The sequence below is a fragment of the Methylobacterium sp. Leaf88 genome (assembly GCF_001422795.1).
GTDB lineage: Bacteria > Pseudomonadota > Alphaproteobacteria > Rhizobiales > Beijerinckiaceae > Methylobacterium.
Map to the genome: position 1 here is coordinate 90,896 of NZ_LMMK01000053.1, position 16,970 is coordinate 107,865.

Sequence of the window (16,970 nt, forward strand, 5' to 3'; positions counted from 1 at the left end):
GGATGCCGAGGTCGAGAGCGTGGTCGCCCATCTCAAGCGCCAGGGCCGGCCCTCCTACCTCGAGGCCGTCACGGCCGACGACGGCAGCGGCGACGAGAAGCCCGCCAAGGGCGCGAAGGCGGACAAGGCCGACCGGGCCGAGAAGGCCCAGGCGGCCGAGATCGAGGACAGCGACGCCCCGATCTTCGACGCCGGCGCCTATGCGGGCAGCGGCGGCATCGATCCCGGCGCCGAGCTCTACGACCAGGCGGTGCAGGTGGTGATGCGCGACCGCAAGGCCTCGACGAGCTACATCCAGCGCCGCCTGCAGATCGGCTACAACCGCGCCGCCTCCATCATGGAGCGGATGGAGATCGAGGGCATCGTCGGCCCGGCCAACCATGCCGGCAAGCGCGAGATCCTGATGGAGGGCGGCCACGCCGCCTCCGGCATGATGGATTACGACGACTGAGCCGGATGGCGCGGGTGGGGCGGTGGCCGTCCCACCCGTCGCATATTCGCCACAGGGCGGGCTTCTAAGCGGGCACCACCCGCACTCGATCCGCACGCCTACGCATCGCCTCAAGGGAGCGTCCCGATGATCGGCCGCCGTCACCGCCTCGCCGCCGGTCCGCTGCTCGTCCTGGCGGCGGGCCTCGCCCTGCCGCAGCCGGCCTCCGCCCAGGTCTCCTCGTTCCTCGACGGCCTGTTCGGCCGCAAGGAGCAGCCGGCCCCGGCCCCCGAGCCGGAGCCCGCCCCGGAGCCCGCGCCCCCGGCCGCCGCTCCGAAGAAGCCCGTCGCCCAGGCGCCGAAGACCACGAAGCCGTCCGACAAGGCGGCCAAGGGCGAGGCGAAAGCCCCCAGGGGCGAGGCCAAGGCCGCGGATCCGAAGGCTGCCGATGGGAAGGCCGCCGACGGCAAGGTCGTCGACGGCAAGGTCGCCGACGGAAAGGCCGCCAAGGTCGCGGCCGTGGGCGCGCCCGCCGCAGCCGCCGTCGCGGCGGAGGCAGACGACGCCACGGTGATCGCCCAGGCCAACGCCTACTTCAACGGCATGACCACGCTCACCGGCAGCTTCGTCCAGATCGGCCCGGACGGGCGCCGCATCGGCGGCAAGCTGACGCTCGCCAAGCCCGGCCGCCTGCGCTTCGACTACGACCAGCCCTCCCCCCTGGAGATCGTGGCCGACGGGACCTCGGTGGCGGTCAAGGACCGCAAGCTCGGCACCCAGGACCTCTACTTCATCTCGCAGACGCCCCTGAAATTCCTGCTGCGCGACAAGATCGACCTCGCCCGCGATCTCTCCGTCACCGACGTGGCCAACGATCCGGGCGGCCTGCGCATCGCCCTGGAGGACCGCTCGACGCTGGGCGGCACCTCGAAGATCCAGCTCTTCTTCGACGCCGAGGTGAAGACCCTCAGCCAGTGGCGGATCACCGATCCGCAGGGCTACCAGACCACGGTGCAGCTCACGAACCTGCAGAAGGGGCGCCCCGTGGAGGGGAACCTGTTCTTCATCAATTACGGGCGCGCCGAGGACAAGGCGGCCGAGCGTCAGATCCGGGCGCAGTAGCGGGGCGGATCACCCGGCCGCGCTTGTCGGGCCGGGGCCGATGCGGCTAAGCGTCGGGCTCGCATCGTACGAGCCGAGCCCATGCACGACATCCGCGCCATCCGCGACAATCCGGACGCCTTCGACGAGGCCCTGCGCCGCCGCGGGCTGGCGCCACTCGCCGCCGAGCTGATCGCCCTGGACGACGCGCGCAAGTCCGCGATCTCGGCCGCGCAGGGCAACCAGGAGCGCCGCAACGCGCTTGCCAAGGAGATCGGCGGCGCCAAGAAGGCCAAGGACGAGGACCGGGCGCAGGCGCTGATGGCCGAGGTCGCCCGCCTGAAGGAGGAGGCCCCGGCCCTGGAAGCCGCGCAGGCGGAGGCGGCGGCGACCCTCGACGAGCGCCTCGCCGCGATCCCGAACCGCCCGAACCCGGAGGTGCCCGAGGGCGCCGACGAGCACGGCAACGTGGAGTACCGCCGCTTCGCGGCGCACCGGCCCCAGCTCGCCACCGGAAAGCAGCATTTCGAGATCGGCGAGGCCTCGGGCCTGATGGATTTCGAGGCCGCGTCCCGGATGTCCGGGGCCCGCTTCGTGGTGCTCAAGGGCCAGCTCGCCCGCCTGGAGCGGGCGCTCGGGCAGTTCATGCTCGATCTGCATACCGGCGAGCACGGCTACACCGAGGTGGCGCCGCCCATCCTGGTGCGCGACGAGGCGATGTTCGGCACGGCGCAGCTGCCGAAGTTCCGGGACGACCAGTTCCAGGCGGGCGAGCACTGGCTCATCCCCACGGCGGAAGTCCCCCTCACCAACCTCGTGCGCGAGAGCATCCTGCGCGAGGAAGAGCTTCCCCTGCGCTTCACCGCCCTCACCCCGTGCTTCCGGGCCGAGGCCGGCTCGGCGGGGCGGGACACCCGCGGCATGCTGCGCCAGCACCAGTTCAACAAGGTCGAGCTCGTCTCGATCACCCATCCGGAGCAGTCGGCCGCGGAGCACGAGCGCATGCTGGGCTCGGCCGAGGCGGTCTTGAAGAAGCTCGACCTGCCCTACCGGATCATGACGCTGTGTACCGGCGACATGGGCTTCGCCTCCCAGAAGACCTACGACATCGAGGTCTGGATGCCGGGCCAGGAGACGTTTCGCGAGATCTCGTCCTGCTCGGTCTGCGGCGACTTCCAGGCGCGGCGGATGAACGCGCGCGTCCGCGCCCGGGATGGCAAGGCGGTGAATTTCGTCCACACCCTCAACGGGTCCGGCGTGGCCGTGGGCCGCGCGCTCATCGCCGTCATGGAGAACTACCAGAACCCGGATGGCAGCGTCACGGTGCCGTCGGTGCTGAAGGCCTATATGGGCGGGATCGACCGGATCGAGGGGTTCAAGAGCTGATGCGCATTCTCGTCACCAACGACGACGGCATCCACGCGCCGGGGCTCGAGACCCTGGAGGGGATCGCCCGGGCCCTCTCGGACGACGTCTGGGTGGTGGCGCCGGAGACCGACCAGTCCGGCGTCTCGCATTCCCTCTCGCTGAACGACCCCCTGCGTCTGCGCCAGGTCGCCGAGAAGCGCTTCGCCGTGAAGGGCACGCCGTCCGACTGCGTGATCATGGGCGTGCGCCACATCCTCAAGGACCACGGGCCCGACCTGGTGCTCTCGGGCGTCAACCGCGGCCAGAACGTCGCCGAGGACGTGACCTATTCGGGCACCATCGCGGCGGCCATGGAGGGGACGATCCTCAACGTGAAATCGATCGCGCTGAGCCAGGCCTACGGGGCCGGCGGGCGCGGCGCCATCAAGTGGCACTGCGCCGCCGAGCACGGCCCCGGGGTCGTCCGCAAGATCCTCGACATCGGCATCGAGCCCGGCATCGTCGTCAACGTGAACTTCCCCGATTGCGAGCCCGGGGAGGTCCTGGGCACGGCGGTGACGGCGCAGGGCTTCCGCAACCAGGCCCTGCTCCAGATCGATGCGCGCCAGGACGGGCGCGGCAATCCCTATTTCTGGCTCGCCTTCGCCAAGGCGACGTTCCAGCCCGGCCACGGCACCGACCTCAAGGCCATCGCGGAGAAGCGCATCTCGGTCACGCCGCTGCGCCTCGACCTCACCGACGAGCCGAGCCTGACGCGCTTCGCGCAGGGTTTTTCGGAGGCTTAGCAATCGTTTTGCTCAGCCCGACGCGGCCCTCCTCCCCCCTGTGGGGAGGCGTGGGAGTTGGGGGTGGCTGGGTGACCCGCGACCGACTGAGGCCAGCGGAGCGACCCCCACCCCTGCCCCCTCCCCGCAGGGGGGAGGGGAACGCGTTCCATTCGAATCCGAGCCGCAACTCTGAGCATCCGCGCCCGGGACAAGCCGTCCCCCCTGCGGCACACACCCAGGGACAATGGGCCTTCTTCGAGAGTCAGCCATGATGCACGAGGGCTCGATCGAGGATGCCGCCTTCGTCATGGCCCTGCGGGGCCGCGGCGTGCGCGACACCGACACCCTGCGAGCGATGGAGCGGGTGCCGCGCGAGCGCTTCGCCCCGGCCCGGCACCGCGACCTCGCCCGGCGCGACCTCGCCCTGCCCCTGGCCTGCGGGCAGACCATGACGGCGCCGACCACGGTGGCGGCGATGCTGAAGGCCCTGGGCCTGCGCCCGGGCGCCCGCATCCTCGAGATCGGCACCGGCTCGGGCTACGTCACCGCCCTGCTGCTGCGGCTGGGCGCCGCCCATGTGCGCAGCCTCGAGCGCTACGCCACCCTGGCGGACGAGGCCCGCGACAACCTCGTGCCGGAGGACCGGCCGCTCGCCACGATCACCGTCGGGGACGGGCTGCACCCGGCGACCCTGCGGGGGGCGGAGCCCTTCGACCGCATCCTCCTCAACGGGACGGTGCCGGCGATTCCCGGGCACTTCGGCGACCTGCTCGGCCCCGGCGGCCGCCTCGTCGCCCCGGTCGGCCGGCCCGAGGCGGCGGGCCTCGTCACCTGGACGCGGGGACTGGACGGCACCCTGGACGTCCGCCCCGGCGCGGCCGTCCGGCTGGCGCCGCTCACCCCCGGGCGCGCCGGCGTCCTGTAGCGCGAAAGGTTCCGGCGGAGCCCCGTCCGTGCCGCGAACGTGGTGAATCGGAACGGTTGCTTAACCTGAATCGGGTTTGAATGACGTCATCAAGTTGCGTCAGGCAAACAGGTGCGTCGATGCGGGTTCGCGGGACTGGTCGAGGGTTGAGGACGCTGTCGCGTTTCGCGCTCATCGGCGTGATTGGAGGCGGTGCGGCCGCCTGTTCTTCGGATGCGTCCCGGTTGGGCGATCCCTTCGGCAATCCATTTGCCTCGAACCTGTCGAGCGAGCCCGCCGCGACGGGCAGCCTGCCCGACGGCGAGATCGCCCCGGCGCCGGTGGTGCGCACCAGCCGCATCCAGTCCCAGGCCCTCGGGGCCCCGGGCGCGGCTTCCTCGCCGGCGGCCATGTCGCCCCGCCCGATGGCGGCGGCCCCCGCCCCGGCCCGGCCCCAGACCACGCGTCTCGCCTCCACCGAGCCGGTCTCGGGCGGCATGACGGGTTCGGCGGTCTCGGGCATGAATCCCGATGCGGCCCGCATGAGCACCCGCGCGGTGCCCGCCGCGCCGGCCCCGAAGGTGATCGACCGGGCCGCCGAGAAGCGTGCCGCCGACGCCCGCCGCGAGGCGGAGGCCCGCGAGGCCGCCGAGGCCAAGGTCGAGGCCAAGCGCCAGGCCGAGGCCGCCAAGCTCGCCGAAGCCCGCAAGGTCGTGGAGGCTGCGAAGGCCTCCGAGACCCGCAAGGCCTCGGAGAAGGCGGCGGCCGCCGCCAAGCTCGCCGAGACCAAGGCGGCCGAGGCCCGCAAGGCCCATCCCCGTCCCGGTCAGGCCGTCGCCAAGGCCGAGGACAAGGCGGTCCGCAAGATCGAGATCAAGGAAGCCAAGGCCGAGGTGAAGGCCGAGGCGAAGGCGGACGCGGCCAAGGACGCGGCCAAGAAGGCCGAGGCGGCCCGCAAGACGGCCGAGGCCGAGGCGGCCAAGCTGGCCAAGGCCGACGCCGCCAAGGAGGCCGCCCGCAAGGTCGCCGAGGCGAAGGCCGCGGAGGCCGCCGCCAAGGAGGCCGCCAAGGCGCCCGTGAAGGTCGCCGCGGTCGAGGCGCCCAAGGCAGAGCCGGCCAGCACCGGGTCGGTCGCCGCCTCCGAGCAGTCCTTCCGCTGGCCCGCCAAGGGCCGGGTGATCTCGGGCTACGGCACCTCCGGCAACGAGGGCATCAACATCTCGGTGCCCGAGGGCACCGCGGTGAAGGCGGCCGAGGACGGCACCGTGGCCTATGCGGGCTCCGACGTGAAGGGCTACGGCAAGCTCGTCCTGGTGCGCCACTCCAACGGTTACGTCTCGGCCTACGCCCATAACGGCGAGCTCGACGTGCGCCCCGGCGAGAAGGTGAAGCGCGGCCAGACCATCGCGAAGTCCGGCGCCTCCGGCAACGTGACCTCGCCCCAGCTCCACTTCGAGATCCGCAAGGGCGCGACCCCGGTCGACCCGATGCCCCACCTCGCCAGCAACTGATCGTCGGGCGCTCGCGCCGAAACGCGGAACGGCGGTCCCTCGGGGCCGCCGTTCTCGTTTGGGGGGCCGGTCGGCGACGGCCTCAGCGGCCGGTGCGCACCCGGGTCCAGCTCCGGGTGACGAAGCGCTGGGTGCGGTCGTCCCAGGCGGTGTTGCTGGCGAGGCGCTGCATCGTCGCCTCGTCCGGGTAGATGCCGGGATTGGCCAGGATCTCAGGCTTGACGAACTTCCGGGCCGCCGCGTTGCCGCTGGCGTAGGAGACGAAGTTGGTGTTGGCCGCCGCCACCTCGGGCCGCATCAGGTAGTCGAGGAAGCGGTGGGCCTCGGCGGGATGGGGGGCGTCCTTCGGGATCGCGAGGGCGTCGAACCACATCAGCGCGCCCTCGCGGGGGATGACATAGCCGATCTCGACCCCGTTCTTGGCCTCCTCGGCCCGCTTGCGCGCCTGCATGATGTCGCCGGAATAGCCGACCGCCAGGCAGAGGTCGCCGTTGGCCAGCCCGTTGATGTATTCCGAGGAGTGGAACTTGCGCACCGAGCCGCGGACCTTGAACAGGGCGTCGGTGACCTGGGTGATGTCGTCCCAGCGCTTGGAATCCGGCTTGAAGCCATAGAACGGCAGCAGGCTCGGGATCAGGTCCTCGGGGGAATCGAGCAGCATCACCCCGCAATCCTTGAGCTTGGCCATCAGGCCCGGATTGAGGACGAGGCCCCAGCTGTTGAGGGGCTGGTTCGCCCCCAGGCGCTCGCGCACCTGGGCGAGGTTCACGCCGATGCCGGTGGTGCCCCACATGTAGTCCACGGCGTAGGTGTTGCCGGGGTCGTAGGTGGCGAGCCGCGCGGCGATCTCGGGCCAGGCATGGACGAGGTTGGGGATCCGGGCCTTGTCGAGGGGCTGGAACACGCCCGCCCGGATCAGCCGCTGCAGGAACGGCCCGGAAGGGGCCACCACGTCGTAGCCCGAGCGCCCGGCCAGCAGCTTGGTCTCGAGGATCTCGTTGTTGTCGTAGGTGTCGTACACGACCTTGATCCCGGTCTCCCGGGTGAAGGCGTCGAGCACCTTCGGGTCGATGTAGTCCGACCAGTTGTAGATGTTGACCACGCGCTCGCCCTGCGGCGCGGGCGTCTGCGCCCGGGCCCCCGGCAGGCCGGGCGCCAGGGCGGCGAGCGCCCCGGCGACCAGCCCCCCGGACAGGAGCGCGCGGCGGGTGCCGGCTCGGCTCATGCCTGTCCTTTCGCGGCCACGACCACGATCTCGACAAGGTATTCGGGGGCGGCGAGCTTGGCCTCCACCGTGGCGCGGGCCGGCGGGTTGTCCTTCGCCACCCAGGCGTCCCAGGCGGCGTTCATCTCCGCGAAGGTGGCGATGTCGGCCAGGTAGATGGTGGCGGTGAGGATGCGGCTCTTGTCGGTGCCGGCGGCCGCCAGCAGGCGGTCGATCTCGCCCAGGATCTCCTGGGTCTGCGCGGTGACGCCGGCGCCCACCACCGTGCCGGCCACCTGGCCCGCGAGGAAGACCATGTCGCCGTAGGTGACGGCCTGGCTCATGCGGGGACCGGATTCGAAGCGCTGGATCGTCATGGCGGGGATACGTGCCTCTCGCGTGTCGGCCGCGGGATGCCGCGGGGCACCCCTGGAATGCCCCCTTGGCATCCCGGCTCGGGGCAAGCGTTGTGCCGCGTCGGGGACCCGAACGTAAAGGCCCCCCGCGCCCGGCGCGCGCGGCGAACCGGCCGCGCCGGATCGGCGTTTCCGTCCACGTGACAAAGTCCCGTCGTGCGGCGCAACTCATCCCGCGGGTGCGGCGTTCTCACCCCATGCGCCAAGGCCAAGGCTCGAAAGCCGGCCCCTGCCGCCAGTGACGTCCGACCCAGAGGGTTCGGCCAAGTTCGAGGATCAGCTCATGGGTATCATCTGGACCATCATCATCGGCTTTCTGGCCGGTGTCATCGCCAAGTTCATCATGCCGGGCAGCAACGAGCCCGGCGGCTTCATCCTGACTACGATCCTCGGCATCGTCGGCGCCTTCGTCGCCACCTTCCTCGGCCAGGCGCTAGGCTGGTACGGTCCGAACCAGGGCGCGGGCCTGATCGGCGCCGTCGTCGGCGCCATCGTCGTGCTGGCGATCTACGGCTTCATCCAGGGCCGCCGCTCGACCACCACGCTGTAAGGCCAGCGACGTCCGAAGCCCGAAACGAGACGGGGCGCCTCACCGAGGCGCCCCTTTTTCGTGTCCGGTCGCGATCCGCCCGATGCCGTGGGCACCGGGCGCGGGGCCGGTCAGGCCTCGGTCGCGGCCTTGACGGCGCAGTGGCCGGTGGCGCCGCGGATGGCGAGGCCGGCGCCGACCACGAGGGCCGCGAGGCTGAGCCACTTGTTCGGGCGCGGCTGCGCGGCGGCGGCGGCGATGCCGAGGCCGAGCACCACCGAGACGGCGCGCTCCGTGGTGGTGAGGTTCGGGGTGCCGCTGAAGATGTCGTGGATCATCGCATTGGCCATGCTGGCGTCTCCTGTGCTGCGTCGCGGGGCGAACGCGGCGGGGGAACGGGCGTTCCACCGCCGGCGTGCGGGGCGGCACGAGGTCGTCGCCGGGGCCGGTCCCAGCCACGCCCGAGCTAGCGGGCGTTGGGCAGCCGCACGGTCACGCCGGGCCTCGCCGCCGGGGCGTCCGGGCCGGCCGGCGGCGCCCCGCCCCAGCGGGTCGCCTCGATGCGCACCGAGCCCCAGCCGGTGGCGACCGTGATCGACAGCGGCAGCAGCAGCGCCCCGTCGAGGATCGGGGCGAAGCGCACCCGCATGTCGTCGTTGGCGGCCATGCGGCGGACGTTGCTCCCGCCGGAGCGGTGCCCGGAGATCGGCACCCAGCGCACCCGGCAGTCGAGGGCGGGGCCGCGATAGGCGCCCTCCGTCACCGTGGCGAGGCTGCCCCGCGACAGCACGAGGTCGGCCCGGCTCGCCCCGTCGAAGACCGGGATGCGCCGGTCGCACAGGCCGGGGTCCAGGGGAGCGGTCCCGAGGGGAATCGTCAGCATGGTCAGGGGGTCGACCACGCCGACCCTGTCCTCCGGCGCCACCGGGACCCGGTCGTCGCGCGGGGTCGGGGGCGGCGCGACGCTGGCGCTGCGCACGCGCCCGCCGGCGAGATCGAGTTCCACCGCGATCGGCTTGCCGCCGTAGCGGCTGTCGATCCGGAAGGTGGCGGTGACCGCGCCGGCGCGATTCGTCGACCCCGCGACGGTGGCCTTGCCGGCCCCGTCGAAGAAGAAGCCGGCGAGGCCGCGCAGGCCCGCCTCGAGCTCGAGGGCGTAGCGCGCGTCCGCCCGCTCGACCGCGAGGCTCGCCTCGCCCGCCGGCAGGTTCAGGAAGCTCAGGCCGTAGGCGGCCGTGAAGCGGCGCGTGGGCGCCTCCCCCGCGGCCTGCGCGCCGGCCCCGCCGGCCACCAGCAGGGCGACCGCCACGGCAAGGGAGTGCGGGGTCAGGGTCCGGATCTGTCTGTGCCTGCGCGCGGACACGGCCATCGCCTCATCGCGCCTCGGACGGCGCCCAGCCTGTCATATCGGCGTCGGGCGCCCGTGGTATGCGCGCTTCGGCACCTCGCGCGCGGGCGCATCCCGTGCGGCCCACCCCGCCCCTCGCGTGCCGCCAGGACACGACCCCGTTGGACCGACCCGCCCGATACGCCCTCTACTTCACGCCCGCCCCGGGCTCGGCCCTGGACGCCTTCGGCGAGGCGATCCTCGGTCCCGGCCCGGCGCCCGGCCCGGAGGCGCTCCGGGCGATCCTGGCCGCCCACACCGCCGAGCCGCGCACCTACGGCTTCCACGCCACCCTGAAGGCGCCGATGCGCCTCGCCCCCGGCGCCACCGAGGCCGATCTCCTCGCGGCGGCCGAGGCCCTGGCCGCGCACCGGAGCCCCCTGCCCGTCGGCCCCCTGCGGGTCGCCGCCCTCGGGGCCTTCGCCGCCCTGGTGCCGGTTGCCCCCCCGGCCGCCCTCGGCCTCCTCGCCGCCGAGTGCGTCGCGGCCCTCGATCCCCTGCGCGCGCCCCTCACGCCCGCCGAGCGGGCCCGCCGCCGCCCCGAGCGCCTCGATCCCCGCGGCCGGGCGCTGCTGGAGCGCTGGGGCTATCCGCACGTCTTCGAGGCCTTCCGCTTCCACATGACGCTCACCGGCCCCCTCGGGCCGGAGGACGGGGCGACCGCCCTGCCCCTGCTGGCCGCCGCCGCCGCGGGCCTGCCCGACCTGACGGTCGATGCGGTGAGCGTGGTCGTCCAGGACGGCGCGGGCCCGTTCCGCCTCCTGCGCCGCCTCCCCTTCCCCGCCTGACAGGATCGCCCGATGGTCTCCGATCGCCTCGGCCTCGAACCGGCCGTCCACCCGACCGCCGAGCTCTCGGCGTGCCGCCTCGGCCGCTACACCGAGGTCGGCGCGCGCACGCGCCTCAGCGAGACGCATCTCGACGATTACACGTACATCGTCGAGGACGGGCAGGCGAACCACACCACCATCGGCAAGTTCTGCTCCATCGCCTCCCACGTGCGGATCAACCCCGGCAACCACCCGATGGAGCGGGCCTCGCAATCCCACTTCACCTACCGGGCCGGCGCCTACTGGCCGGGGGAGGAGCGGGACGAGCCCGCCTTCTTCGCCCGGCGCCGGGCCCGGCCCGTCCGCATCGGCCACGACGTCTGGATCGGCCACGGCGCCGTCATCCTGGCCGGGCGCACCATCGGCACCGGGGCGGTGGTGGGCGCCGGCACGATCGTGACGCGGGATGTCGCGCCCTACACCGTCGTGGTCGGCAATCCGGGCCGGGTCGTGCGCCGCCGCTTTCCCGAGGCGATCGCCGAGCGCCTGCTGGCCCTGGCCTGGTGGGATTGGGACCACGCCCGCCTGCGCCGCGCCCTGCCGGACTTCCGCGCCCTGTCGATCGACGCGTTCCTGGAGCGCTACGAAGCAGAGGCCTGAGACTTCCGGCTCTCGATTAGCCGAACAACTGTCATGATCCTGTCGTGCCCCGCGGGTTTACCGGCGTTCATCGTGAAGCGCCGGATACCCGCATGCTGATCCTCGAAGATCTGACGCGCCGTTACGGCGACCGCCGCGCCGTGGAGCGCGTCTCCCTCGCCATCCCCCGCGGCCGCTTCGTCGGCGTGATCGGGCGCTCGGGCGCCGGCAAGTCGACCCTGCTGCGGATGATCAACCGCCTCGCCGAGCCGACGGGCGGCCGCATCCTGTTCGACGGCCTCGACGTCACGGCCCTGCGCGGGCGGGACCTGCGGCGCTGGCGGGCGCGCTGCGCCATGATCTTCCAGCAGTTCCACCTCGTCGGCCGCCTCGACGTGCTCAGCAACGTCCTGATGGGCCGGCTCTCGGAGGTGCCCCGGCACCGCGCGCTGCTCAAGCTCTGGTCCGAGCGCGAGCGCGCCCTGGCCCTGGCCGCCCTCGACGGCTTCGGCATGGGCGACTTCGCCGGGCACCGGGCCGACCAGCTCTCCGGCGGCCAGCAGCAGCGCGTCGCCATCGCGCGGGCGATGATGCAGGCCCCCGACCTGATCCTGGCCGACGAGCCCGTGGCCTCCCTCGACCCGCGCAACACCCGCATCGTCATGGACGCCCTGGCCGAGGCCAACCGGCGCCACGGCATCACGGTCCTGTGCAACCTGCACTCCCTGGATCTGGCCCGCACCTATTGCGACCGCCTCGTCGGCCTCGCCGACGGCCGCCTCGTGTTCGACGGCGCCCCCGCCGACCTCACCGAGGACGTCGCCCGCCAGCTCTACGGGCTGGAGGCGGGCGAGGTCATGGACGCGCCCGCGCGCCGCGCGCCCTACCCCGCCGCCCTCGTCGCCTGAGTCCTGAAACCCTCCATCCGGGAGTTTCCCATGCTGACCCGCCGATCCCTCGCCGGAGCCCTCGCGCTCGCCCTCCTCGCCGCGCCCGCCGCCGCCCAGGACTGGAGTGCGGCCTATCCGGAGCTGACCCTGGCGGTGATCCCGGCCGAGAACGCGTCGGGCACCACCGATCGCTACGCGCCGATGACCGCCTACCTGTCGAAGGCCCTCGGGGTGCCGGTCAAGCTGCGCATCGCCAACGACTACGCCGCCGTGATCGAGAGCCAGCGCGCCGGCAACGCCCAGCTCGCCTTCTACGGCCCCGCCTCCTTCGCCCGCGCGGTGATGACCGGCGTCAAGGTCGAGCCCATCGTCAACCAGCGCCACAACACCGGCGCCTCGGGCTACTATTCGGTGGTCTACGTGCGCGCCGACAGCCCCTACAAGACGATCGAGGACCTCAAGGGCAAGAACCTGGCCCTGGTCGACCCGAACTCCACCTCCGGCAACCAGGCGCCGCGCTTCTTCCTGAACAAGGCCGGCTACCCGGTCGACACGGTCTTCGGCAAGACCGTCTATGCCGGCAGCCACGAGAACGCGGTCCTCGCCCTGGTGCAGGGCACCGTGGACGCGGCGGCCAACCTCTACAACACCGACACCGACACCATGGTCACCCGCATGGCCGCCAAGGGCATGCTGAAGAAGCCCGACGGCACGCCGATGAGCCAGGCCGATTTCCGCGTGGTGTTCAAGTCCGACTTCCTGCCCGAGGGCCCCTTCGCCATGCTGTCGAGCCTGCCCGACGCCCTCAAGGCGAAGATCCGCGAGGCCCTGGTGGCGATGCCCACGGCCGACAAGGCGGCCTTCGACCGGCTCTCGGACGGCAAGGACCAGGGCCTCACCCCCGTGACCCTGAAGGACTACCAGCCGATCATCGAGATGCTGAAGTTCAACGACGACCAGCGCCGCAAATCTTGACCGGACCCGTCACGAGCCGTGGGCGCGGGGGCGCGCCGGGGACGACCGATGCCTGAGCGGATCGCGCCCCTGCCCCCGGACCGGGCCGCCGCCCTGGCGGGGGCCTACGACGCCGCCGTCGCCGCGACCCGGCGCCGGACCTGGGCGGGCCTCGCCGGGCTCGTCGTCCTCACCGGGCTCGCCGCCTGGGCCGCGGAGGTGCGCCCCTGGGTGCTGGCGACCCATCTCGGCCGCTTCACCGACTACATCGTCCAGATCCTGCCACCCCTGACCTGGGCGAACCTGCCGGGGGACCTGGCCGAATGGTACTGGGGCGGGCCGAAATGGCTCGGGCTCCTGGGGGAGACCCTGCTGATGGCCTATCTCGGCACCCTCCTGGGGGCGATCGGCGGCGTCCTCCTGTGCTTCTCCGCCGCCGCCAACGTGACGGGCAGCCGGACGGCCTGCATCCTGGTGCGGCGCGGGCTCGAATTCTGCCGCACCGTGCCCGAGATCGTGTTCGCGCTGCTCTTCGTCATCGCCTTCGGCCTCGGGCCGATGGTGGGCGTGCTGGCCCTGGCGATCCACAGCACGGGGGCGCTCGGCAAGCTGTTCTCGGAGGTCGTCGAGAACATCGACATGCGGCCGGTGGAGAGCCTCACCGCCGCCGGGGCCGGGCGGATCGAGACCCTGCGCTTCGCCGTGCTGCCGCAGGTGCTGTCGAACTTCGTCTCCTACGGGCTGCTGCGCTTCGAGATCAACGTGCGGGGTGCCGGCGTCATGGGCTTCGTCGGCGCCGGCGGCATCGGACAGGAGCTCCTCGTGGCGATCCGCAACTTCTACTACCCCGACGTCAGCGCCATCCTGGTCCTGATCATCCTCACCGTGATGGCGATCGACCTCGGCACCGAGCGCCTGCGCCACGGGCTGCTCGGGGGCCTGCGATGACCGGCCCCGACCCGACCCCGGCCGAGATCGCCGCCCTGCGCCGGCGCTTTCCCGACAGCTTCCGACCGGCCTGGCGGGGGCGCCTCCTGACGGTCCTGGCGCTGGCCGGCCTCGCCACCCTGGCGGCCTACGCCCTGGTGCGCCTCGATGTCTCCGGCGCGCGCCTGCTGGCCGGCCTCGGCCGCCTCGGCGAGTTCAGCCTGCTGATGTGGCCGCCCGAGACCGGCGGCCGGGCCTTCGCCTTCCTCCAGGCGCTGGCCGAGACCCTCGGCATCGCCTTCATCGGCACGCTGACGGCCGCGCTCCTGGCCTTTCCCGTGGCGTTCCTGGCCGCCCGCACCGTGGTGCCGAACCCCTTCGTGCACTTCACCGTCCGGCGCGGCCTCGACGTGATGCGCTCCGTCGACGTGCTGATCTGGGCCCTGATCTGGATCAACGTCGTCGGGCTCGGCCCCTTCGCCGGGGCGCTCGCCATCGCGTGCGCGGATGTCGGGGCGCTGGGCAAGCTGTTCTCCGAGGCGGTGGAGACCGCCGACGCCAAGGCCGGCGAGGGCGTCTCCGCCTCCGGCGGCACCGCGCTGCACCGCATCCGCTTCGGGCTGATCCCGGCGGTGCTGCCGGTGCTCGGCAGCCAGGTGCTGTACTTCTTCGAATCGAACACCCGCTCGGCCACCATCATCGGCATCGTCGGCGCGGGCGGCATCGGCCAGTATCTCAGCGAGCTGATCCGCGTCCTCGAACTGCGCCAGGTCGCCTTCCTGATCCTGATGATCCTGGTGACCGTGGCCCTCATCGACGCCGTCTCGGGACGCCTGCGCCGGGCCCTGATCGGCGGGGCCGCGCGCTAGGCGGCCGGTCCCGCGGCGAGATGGGGCGGATCGGGTCTGACGCGGCCCGGATCGTCCGCCCCGGGCCGGCCGGTCGCCGCATGGGGGATCGAGCCGCCGGGCGAACGTCCGAGGCATCGGCGCATCTCGCCGAGGGCGGGCGCCGTCGGGGACGTCCTGCCGGAAAGCTCCCGGGTCGGGACGTCATCGCAGGGGCGGGCTGTCCCGCGCATTCCAGGCCTTCCCGGGTCCGTGGTGGTGCGTCCCGTCTTCGCGGCACGCAGTGGAAATCCCGCCCGGCCGCGTTCGCCGGGATCGGGCCTGCGCGATGACTTGAGGTGGATCAAGGCGGATCGTTCGAAACCGGCCGAGGCTGAGGGCGGCTCAATCGGGAGACGAACGATGTCCCAGGCCGTTCCTTCGCCGCTCTCTGCCATCCGCGACATCCTCGTCGGGACCGCCATCGAATCCGACCGCCCGGAGGCCTCCGCCGCCATCGGCTACGGGCTGACCCTCGCGAGAGCCGCGGGCGCCCACCTGACGGTCCAGTCGGCCTCGTGGCGGCTGACCGGCGACGATGCCTGGCTCGGCGCGTTCGACCTCGACGGCGTGGCCGCCATCGACCGGCGCCTCGATGCGCTGGCTCGCTCCGTCGCGGACCGCGTGGCCGGGGATGCGGCGCAGGCGGGCGTGATCTGCACGGTCGAGACGCCGAGCCTGCCCTTCCCGGAGATCGTGGGCCGGCTCGCGAGGCAGGCGCGCCTGCACGACCTGACGGTCCTCGACGCGGGCTCCCGGACCTACGACATCGACCGCGAGATCGTCGAGAAGGCCCTGTTCATCAGCGGACGCCCCGTCATCGCCGTGCCGCCGGGCATCGAGGCCTTCTCCGCTCAGCGGATCGTCGTGGCCTGGGACGGCAGCGCGCAGGCGGCGCGGGCGGCCAACGACGCGCTGCCGTTCCTGCGCGCGGCCGAGGTGGTGGAGATCGTCTGCGTCGCCGACCCGGAGGACCTCCATGCCGCCGTGCCGGGCGCCGAGTTCGCCCCCCATCTGGCGCGCCACGGCGTGGCCGTCACGGTCGTCGACCTGCCGGTGGCGGACGGCATCGCGGAGACGCTGTGCGACCGGGCGCGGATGCTCCGGGCCGACCTCATCGTGGCCGGCGCCTACCGGCATTCCCCCATCCGGGAGTTCTTCTTCGGCGGCGTCACCCGGGCGCTCCTTCGGGGCAGCCCGGCGGCGCTGTTCCTGGCCCATTGAGATTCCTGGCCCATTGAGGAGGGCTTCCATGACGATTCCAAGACGACACGTCGGCGGTCGGACCCCGGGACGGGGGGCGCGGGCGAGCGATCCGCCCCGGCCCGGCCCGCGCCGCGCGGGGGAACCGGCATCCCCGGTCCGGCCCGCGCCGCCCGCCGCACCGGCGGTCGCCGGGGATGCCTGCCGAGATCCGTGCCGAACTCCTTGCCCGGATGATTGGATGCGCCCGATGGACGAGGACGACCGGCGCGCGCGGGACGCCGCCTGGGGCTTCGTCGAGTGAGTTCGGGACGTCGTCGGCCCGCCCGCATCCCATCCTCTGCCCGGGGGCAATCGGTCCCCGGGCCGGGACATCCTGGCTCGTCCCGCGCGCCCCGGCCTTGATCCCGCCCGGCCGTCACGACCCGGGTCCTGCCGGGGGGCGGATCGGCCGCCACGGCGTCCACCGGCAGGCCGGCGACGAGCGCCCGGTCTCGGGTTTCGGGGTTCGGGCGCCTGGCGCGCCTACTTCGCCGTGGGGAGGGTCGGCGGGCCGAGATGCTGGAGGTAGTCGATCTTGCCGAGGCCCACCCCGGCGCTGCGGAGGATGCCGTACGCAGTGGTGACGTGGAAGAAGAAGTTCGGAAGCGCGAAGCCGGTGAGATACGCCTGCCCGCTGAAGCGGTATCCCATGCCGTTCGGGAATTTCAGCTCCACCTCGCGCTCGGCGCTCAAGGCGGCCGGATCGACGCCCTCGACGAAGGCGATCGTCCTGGCACAGCGCGCCTGGAGTTCGGCGAAGGTCGTCTCGACGTCGGGCATCGCGGGCGCCTCGATCCCGGCGAGCCGGGCCACCGCGTTCTTCGCGCTGTCGGAGGCCATCTGATACTGGGCCGGCAGGGGCTTCATGTCCGGCGCCAGCCGCCGGCCGATCAACGCGGCCTCCGGCTGTTCCGATGCCGCCTTGTCGAGCCACGCGCTCATGCTGCGCAGGGCGTTGACGAAGATCGGGACGCTGACGTCGCGGATGGGGATGCTCATCCGGGGGACGTAGGGCACCTGTCGCCCCGGATGCGGTGAGAC

Annotated in this window: 19 protein-coding genes; 14 read left to right on the plus strand and 5 right to left on the minus strand. The window is 72.7% G+C overall.

All coding sequences use genetic code 11. The features are described 5' to 3' along the window. The 6 genes from ASF20_RS21300 to ASF20_RS21325 form a co-directional block, all read left to right on the plus strand. Positions 1-451: DNA translocase FtsK (locus tag ASF20_RS21300; RefSeq protein WP_280136513.1), on the plus strand; the 451-nt coding region annotated here is incomplete at its 5' end. A 126-nt stretch (positions 452-577) separates the two neighbouring features. Next, the gene (locus tag ASF20_RS21305) at positions 578-1,552 is read left to right on the plus strand and encodes an outer-membrane lipoprotein carrier protein LolA (RefSeq protein ID WP_056277768.1); all 975 of its coding nucleotides are present in this window, start codon (positions 578-580) and stop codon (positions 1,550-1,552) included. A gap of 81 nt (positions 1,553-1,633) precedes the next feature. Continuing rightward, on the plus strand, positions 1,634-2,917 hold the full coding sequence (gene serS / locus ASF20_RS21310) for a serine--tRNA ligase (RefSeq protein ID WP_056277771.1): 1,284 nt from the start codon (positions 1,634-1,636) through the stop codon (positions 2,915-2,917). After that, entirely contained in the window at positions 2,917-3,684 is a 768-nt protein-coding gene (gene surE / locus ASF20_RS21315) for a 5'/3'-nucleotidase SurE (protein WP_056277774.1), read from the plus strand. Before serS ends, surE begins: the two co-directional genes overlap by 1 nt. 250 nt (positions 3,685-3,934) lie before the next feature. Further along, positions 3,935-4,591: a protein-L-isoaspartate O-methyltransferase gene (locus ASF20_RS21320; protein ID WP_156648154.1), complete on the plus strand. Its 657-nt coding sequence runs from the start codon at positions 3,935-3,937 to the stop codon at positions 4,589-4,591. Between the two features lie 119 nt (positions 4,592-4,710). Then, positions 4,711-6,081, plus strand: coding sequence for a M23 family metallopeptidase (locus tag ASF20_RS21325; RefSeq protein ID WP_056216446.1), 1,371 nt, complete (start codon positions 4,711-4,713; stop codon positions 6,079-6,081). An 82-nt stretch (positions 6,082-6,163) separates the two neighbouring features. Here ASF20_RS21325 and ASF20_RS21330 read toward each other — a convergent pair whose 3' ends face one another. Continuing rightward, positions 6,164-7,306 carry a polyamine ABC transporter substrate-binding protein gene (locus ASF20_RS21330; RefSeq protein WP_056216444.1) on the minus strand — a complete coding sequence of 381 codons (1,143 nt, stop codon included), beginning with the start codon at positions 7,304-7,306 and terminating at the stop codon, positions 6,164-6,166. Continuing rightward, a complete protein-coding gene (locus ASF20_RS21335) occupies positions 7,303-7,662 on the minus strand; it encodes a RidA family protein (RefSeq protein ID WP_056216442.1) in 360 nt (119 codons plus the stop codon). The genes ASF20_RS21330 and ASF20_RS21335 overlap by 4 nt, the downstream gene beginning before the upstream one ends. A gap of 322 nt (positions 7,663-7,984) precedes the next feature. Here ASF20_RS21335 and ASF20_RS21340 point away from each other — a divergent pair, with 322 nt between their 5' ends. Continuing rightward, on the plus strand, positions 7,985-8,251 hold the full coding sequence (locus ASF20_RS21340; protein ID WP_056185315.1) for a GlsB/YeaQ/YmgE family stress response membrane protein: 267 nt from the start codon (positions 7,985-7,987) through the stop codon (positions 8,249-8,251). 110 nt (positions 8,252-8,361) lie between these two features. Here the strand turns inward: ASF20_RS21340 and ASF20_RS21345 are convergent, their stop codons facing one another. After that, positions 8,362-8,580, minus strand: coding sequence for a DUF2892 domain-containing protein (locus ASF20_RS21345; protein WP_056216439.1), 219 nt, complete (start codon positions 8,578-8,580; stop codon positions 8,362-8,364). 116 nt (positions 8,581-8,696) lie between these two features. Continuing rightward, positions 8,697-9,599 (minus strand): DUF3108 domain-containing protein, encoded by a 903-nt coding sequence (locus tag ASF20_RS21350; RefSeq protein WP_082501495.1) that lies wholly within the window; start codon positions 9,597-9,599, stop codon positions 8,697-8,699. Positions 9,600-9,739: 140 nt separating this feature from the next. On the opposite strand from ASF20_RS21350, the gene ASF20_RS21355 reads away from it, so the two are divergent. From ASF20_RS21355 to ASF20_RS21385, 7 genes are all read left to right on the plus strand, one after another. Further along, positions 9,740-10,405 (plus strand): DUF1045 domain-containing protein, encoded by a 666-nt coding sequence (locus ASF20_RS21355; RefSeq protein ID WP_056277778.1) that lies wholly within the window; start codon positions 9,740-9,742, stop codon positions 10,403-10,405. Positions 10,406-10,417: 12 nt separating this feature from the next. Beyond that, the gene (locus tag ASF20_RS21360; protein WP_056216434.1) at positions 10,418-11,047 is read left to right on the plus strand and encodes a DapH/DapD/GlmU-related protein; all 630 of its coding nucleotides are present in this window, start codon (positions 10,418-10,420) and stop codon (positions 11,045-11,047) included. A 92-nt stretch (positions 11,048-11,139) separates the two neighbouring features. Next, on the plus strand, positions 11,140-11,934 hold the full coding sequence (gene phnC / locus ASF20_RS21365) for a phosphonate ABC transporter ATP-binding protein (protein WP_056277779.1): 795 nt from the start codon (positions 11,140-11,142) through the stop codon (positions 11,932-11,934). A gap of 30 nt (positions 11,935-11,964) precedes the next feature. Next, complete coding sequence (phnD, locus tag ASF20_RS21370; RefSeq protein WP_056216431.1) at positions 11,965-12,891, plus strand: phosphonate ABC transporter substrate-binding protein; 927 nt, start codon at positions 11,965-11,967, stop codon at positions 12,889-12,891. A gap of 48 nt (positions 12,892-12,939) precedes the next feature. After that, on the plus strand, positions 12,940-13,818 hold the full coding sequence (gene phnE / locus ASF20_RS21375) for a phosphonate ABC transporter, permease protein PhnE (RefSeq protein ID WP_056277783.1): 879 nt from the start codon (positions 12,940-12,942) through the stop codon (positions 13,816-13,818). After that, entirely contained in the window at positions 13,815-14,666 is an 852-nt protein-coding gene (gene phnE / locus ASF20_RS21380; RefSeq protein WP_056277786.1) for a phosphonate ABC transporter, permease protein PhnE, read from the plus strand. Before phnE (ASF20_RS21375) ends, phnE (ASF20_RS21380) begins: the two co-directional genes overlap by 4 nt. 381 nt (positions 14,667-15,047) lie before the next feature. Further along, positions 15,048-15,908 (plus strand): universal stress protein, encoded by an 861-nt coding sequence (locus tag ASF20_RS21385; protein WP_056277787.1) that lies wholly within the window; start codon positions 15,048-15,050, stop codon positions 15,906-15,908. Positions 15,909-16,412: 504 nt separating this feature from the next. Here ASF20_RS21385 and ASF20_RS21390 read toward each other — a convergent pair. Further along, positions 16,413-16,928, minus strand: a complete 516-nt coding sequence (locus ASF20_RS21390) for a DUF1993 domain-containing protein (RefSeq protein WP_056277790.1) — start codon at positions 16,926-16,928, stop codon at positions 16,413-16,415. Between the last annotated feature and the right edge of the window lie 42 nt (positions 16,929-16,970).

Bases quoted from the DNA above. Each gene is read 5' to 3' on its own strand.
- ASF20_RS21305 (WP_056277768.1), top strand. From the start codon at position 578: ATGATCGGCCGCCGTCACCGCCTCGCCGCCGGTCCGCTGCTCGTCCTG.
- serS (WP_056277771.1), top strand. From the start codon at position 1,634: ATGCACGACATCCGCGCCATCCGCGACAATCCGGACGCCTTCGACGAG.
- surE (WP_056277774.1), top strand. From the start codon at position 2,917: ATGCGCATTCTCGTCACCAACGACGACGGCATCCACGCGCCGGGGCTC.
- ASF20_RS21320 (WP_156648154.1), top strand. From the start codon at position 3,935: ATGATGCACGAGGGCTCGATCGAGGATGCCGCCTTCGTCATGGCCCTG.
- ASF20_RS21325 (WP_056216446.1), top strand. From the start codon at position 4,711: ATGCGGGTTCGCGGGACTGGTCGAGGGTTGAGGACGCTGTCGCGTTTC.
- ASF20_RS21330 (WP_056216444.1), bottom strand. From the start codon at position 7,306: ATGAGCCGAGCCGGCACCCGCCGCGCGCTCCTGTCCGGGGGGCTGGTC.
- ASF20_RS21335 (WP_056216442.1), bottom strand. From the start codon at position 7,662: ATGACGATCCAGCGCTTCGAATCCGGTCCCCGCATGAGCCAGGCCGTC.
- ASF20_RS21340 (WP_056185315.1), top strand. From the start codon at position 7,985: ATGGGTATCATCTGGACCATCATCATCGGCTTTCTGGCCGGTGTCATC.
- ASF20_RS21345 (WP_056216439.1), bottom strand. From the start codon at position 8,580: ATGGCCAATGCGATGATCCACGACATCTTCAGCGGCACCCCGAACCTC.
- ASF20_RS21350 (WP_082501495.1), bottom strand. From the start codon at position 9,599: ATGGCCGTGTCCGCGCGCAGGCACAGACAGATCCGGACCCTGACCCCG.
- ASF20_RS21360 (WP_056216434.1), top strand. From the start codon at position 10,418: ATGGTCTCCGATCGCCTCGGCCTCGAACCGGCCGTCCACCCGACCGCC.
- phnC (WP_056277779.1), top strand. From the start codon at position 11,140: ATGCTGATCCTCGAAGATCTGACGCGCCGTTACGGCGACCGCCGCGCC.
- phnD (WP_056216431.1), top strand. From the start codon at position 11,965: ATGCTGACCCGCCGATCCCTCGCCGGAGCCCTCGCGCTCGCCCTCCTC.
- phnE (WP_056277783.1), top strand. From the start codon at position 12,940: ATGCCTGAGCGGATCGCGCCCCTGCCCCCGGACCGGGCCGCCGCCCTG.
- phnE (WP_056277786.1), top strand. From the start codon at position 13,815: ATGACCGGCCCCGACCCGACCCCGGCCGAGATCGCCGCCCTGCGCCGG.
- ASF20_RS21385 (WP_056277787.1), top strand. From the start codon at position 15,048: ATGTCCCAGGCCGTTCCTTCGCCGCTCTCTGCCATCCGCGACATCCTC.
- ASF20_RS21390 (WP_056277790.1), bottom strand. From the start codon at position 16,928: ATGAGCATCCCCATCCGCGACGTCAGCGTCCCGATCTTCGTCAACGCC.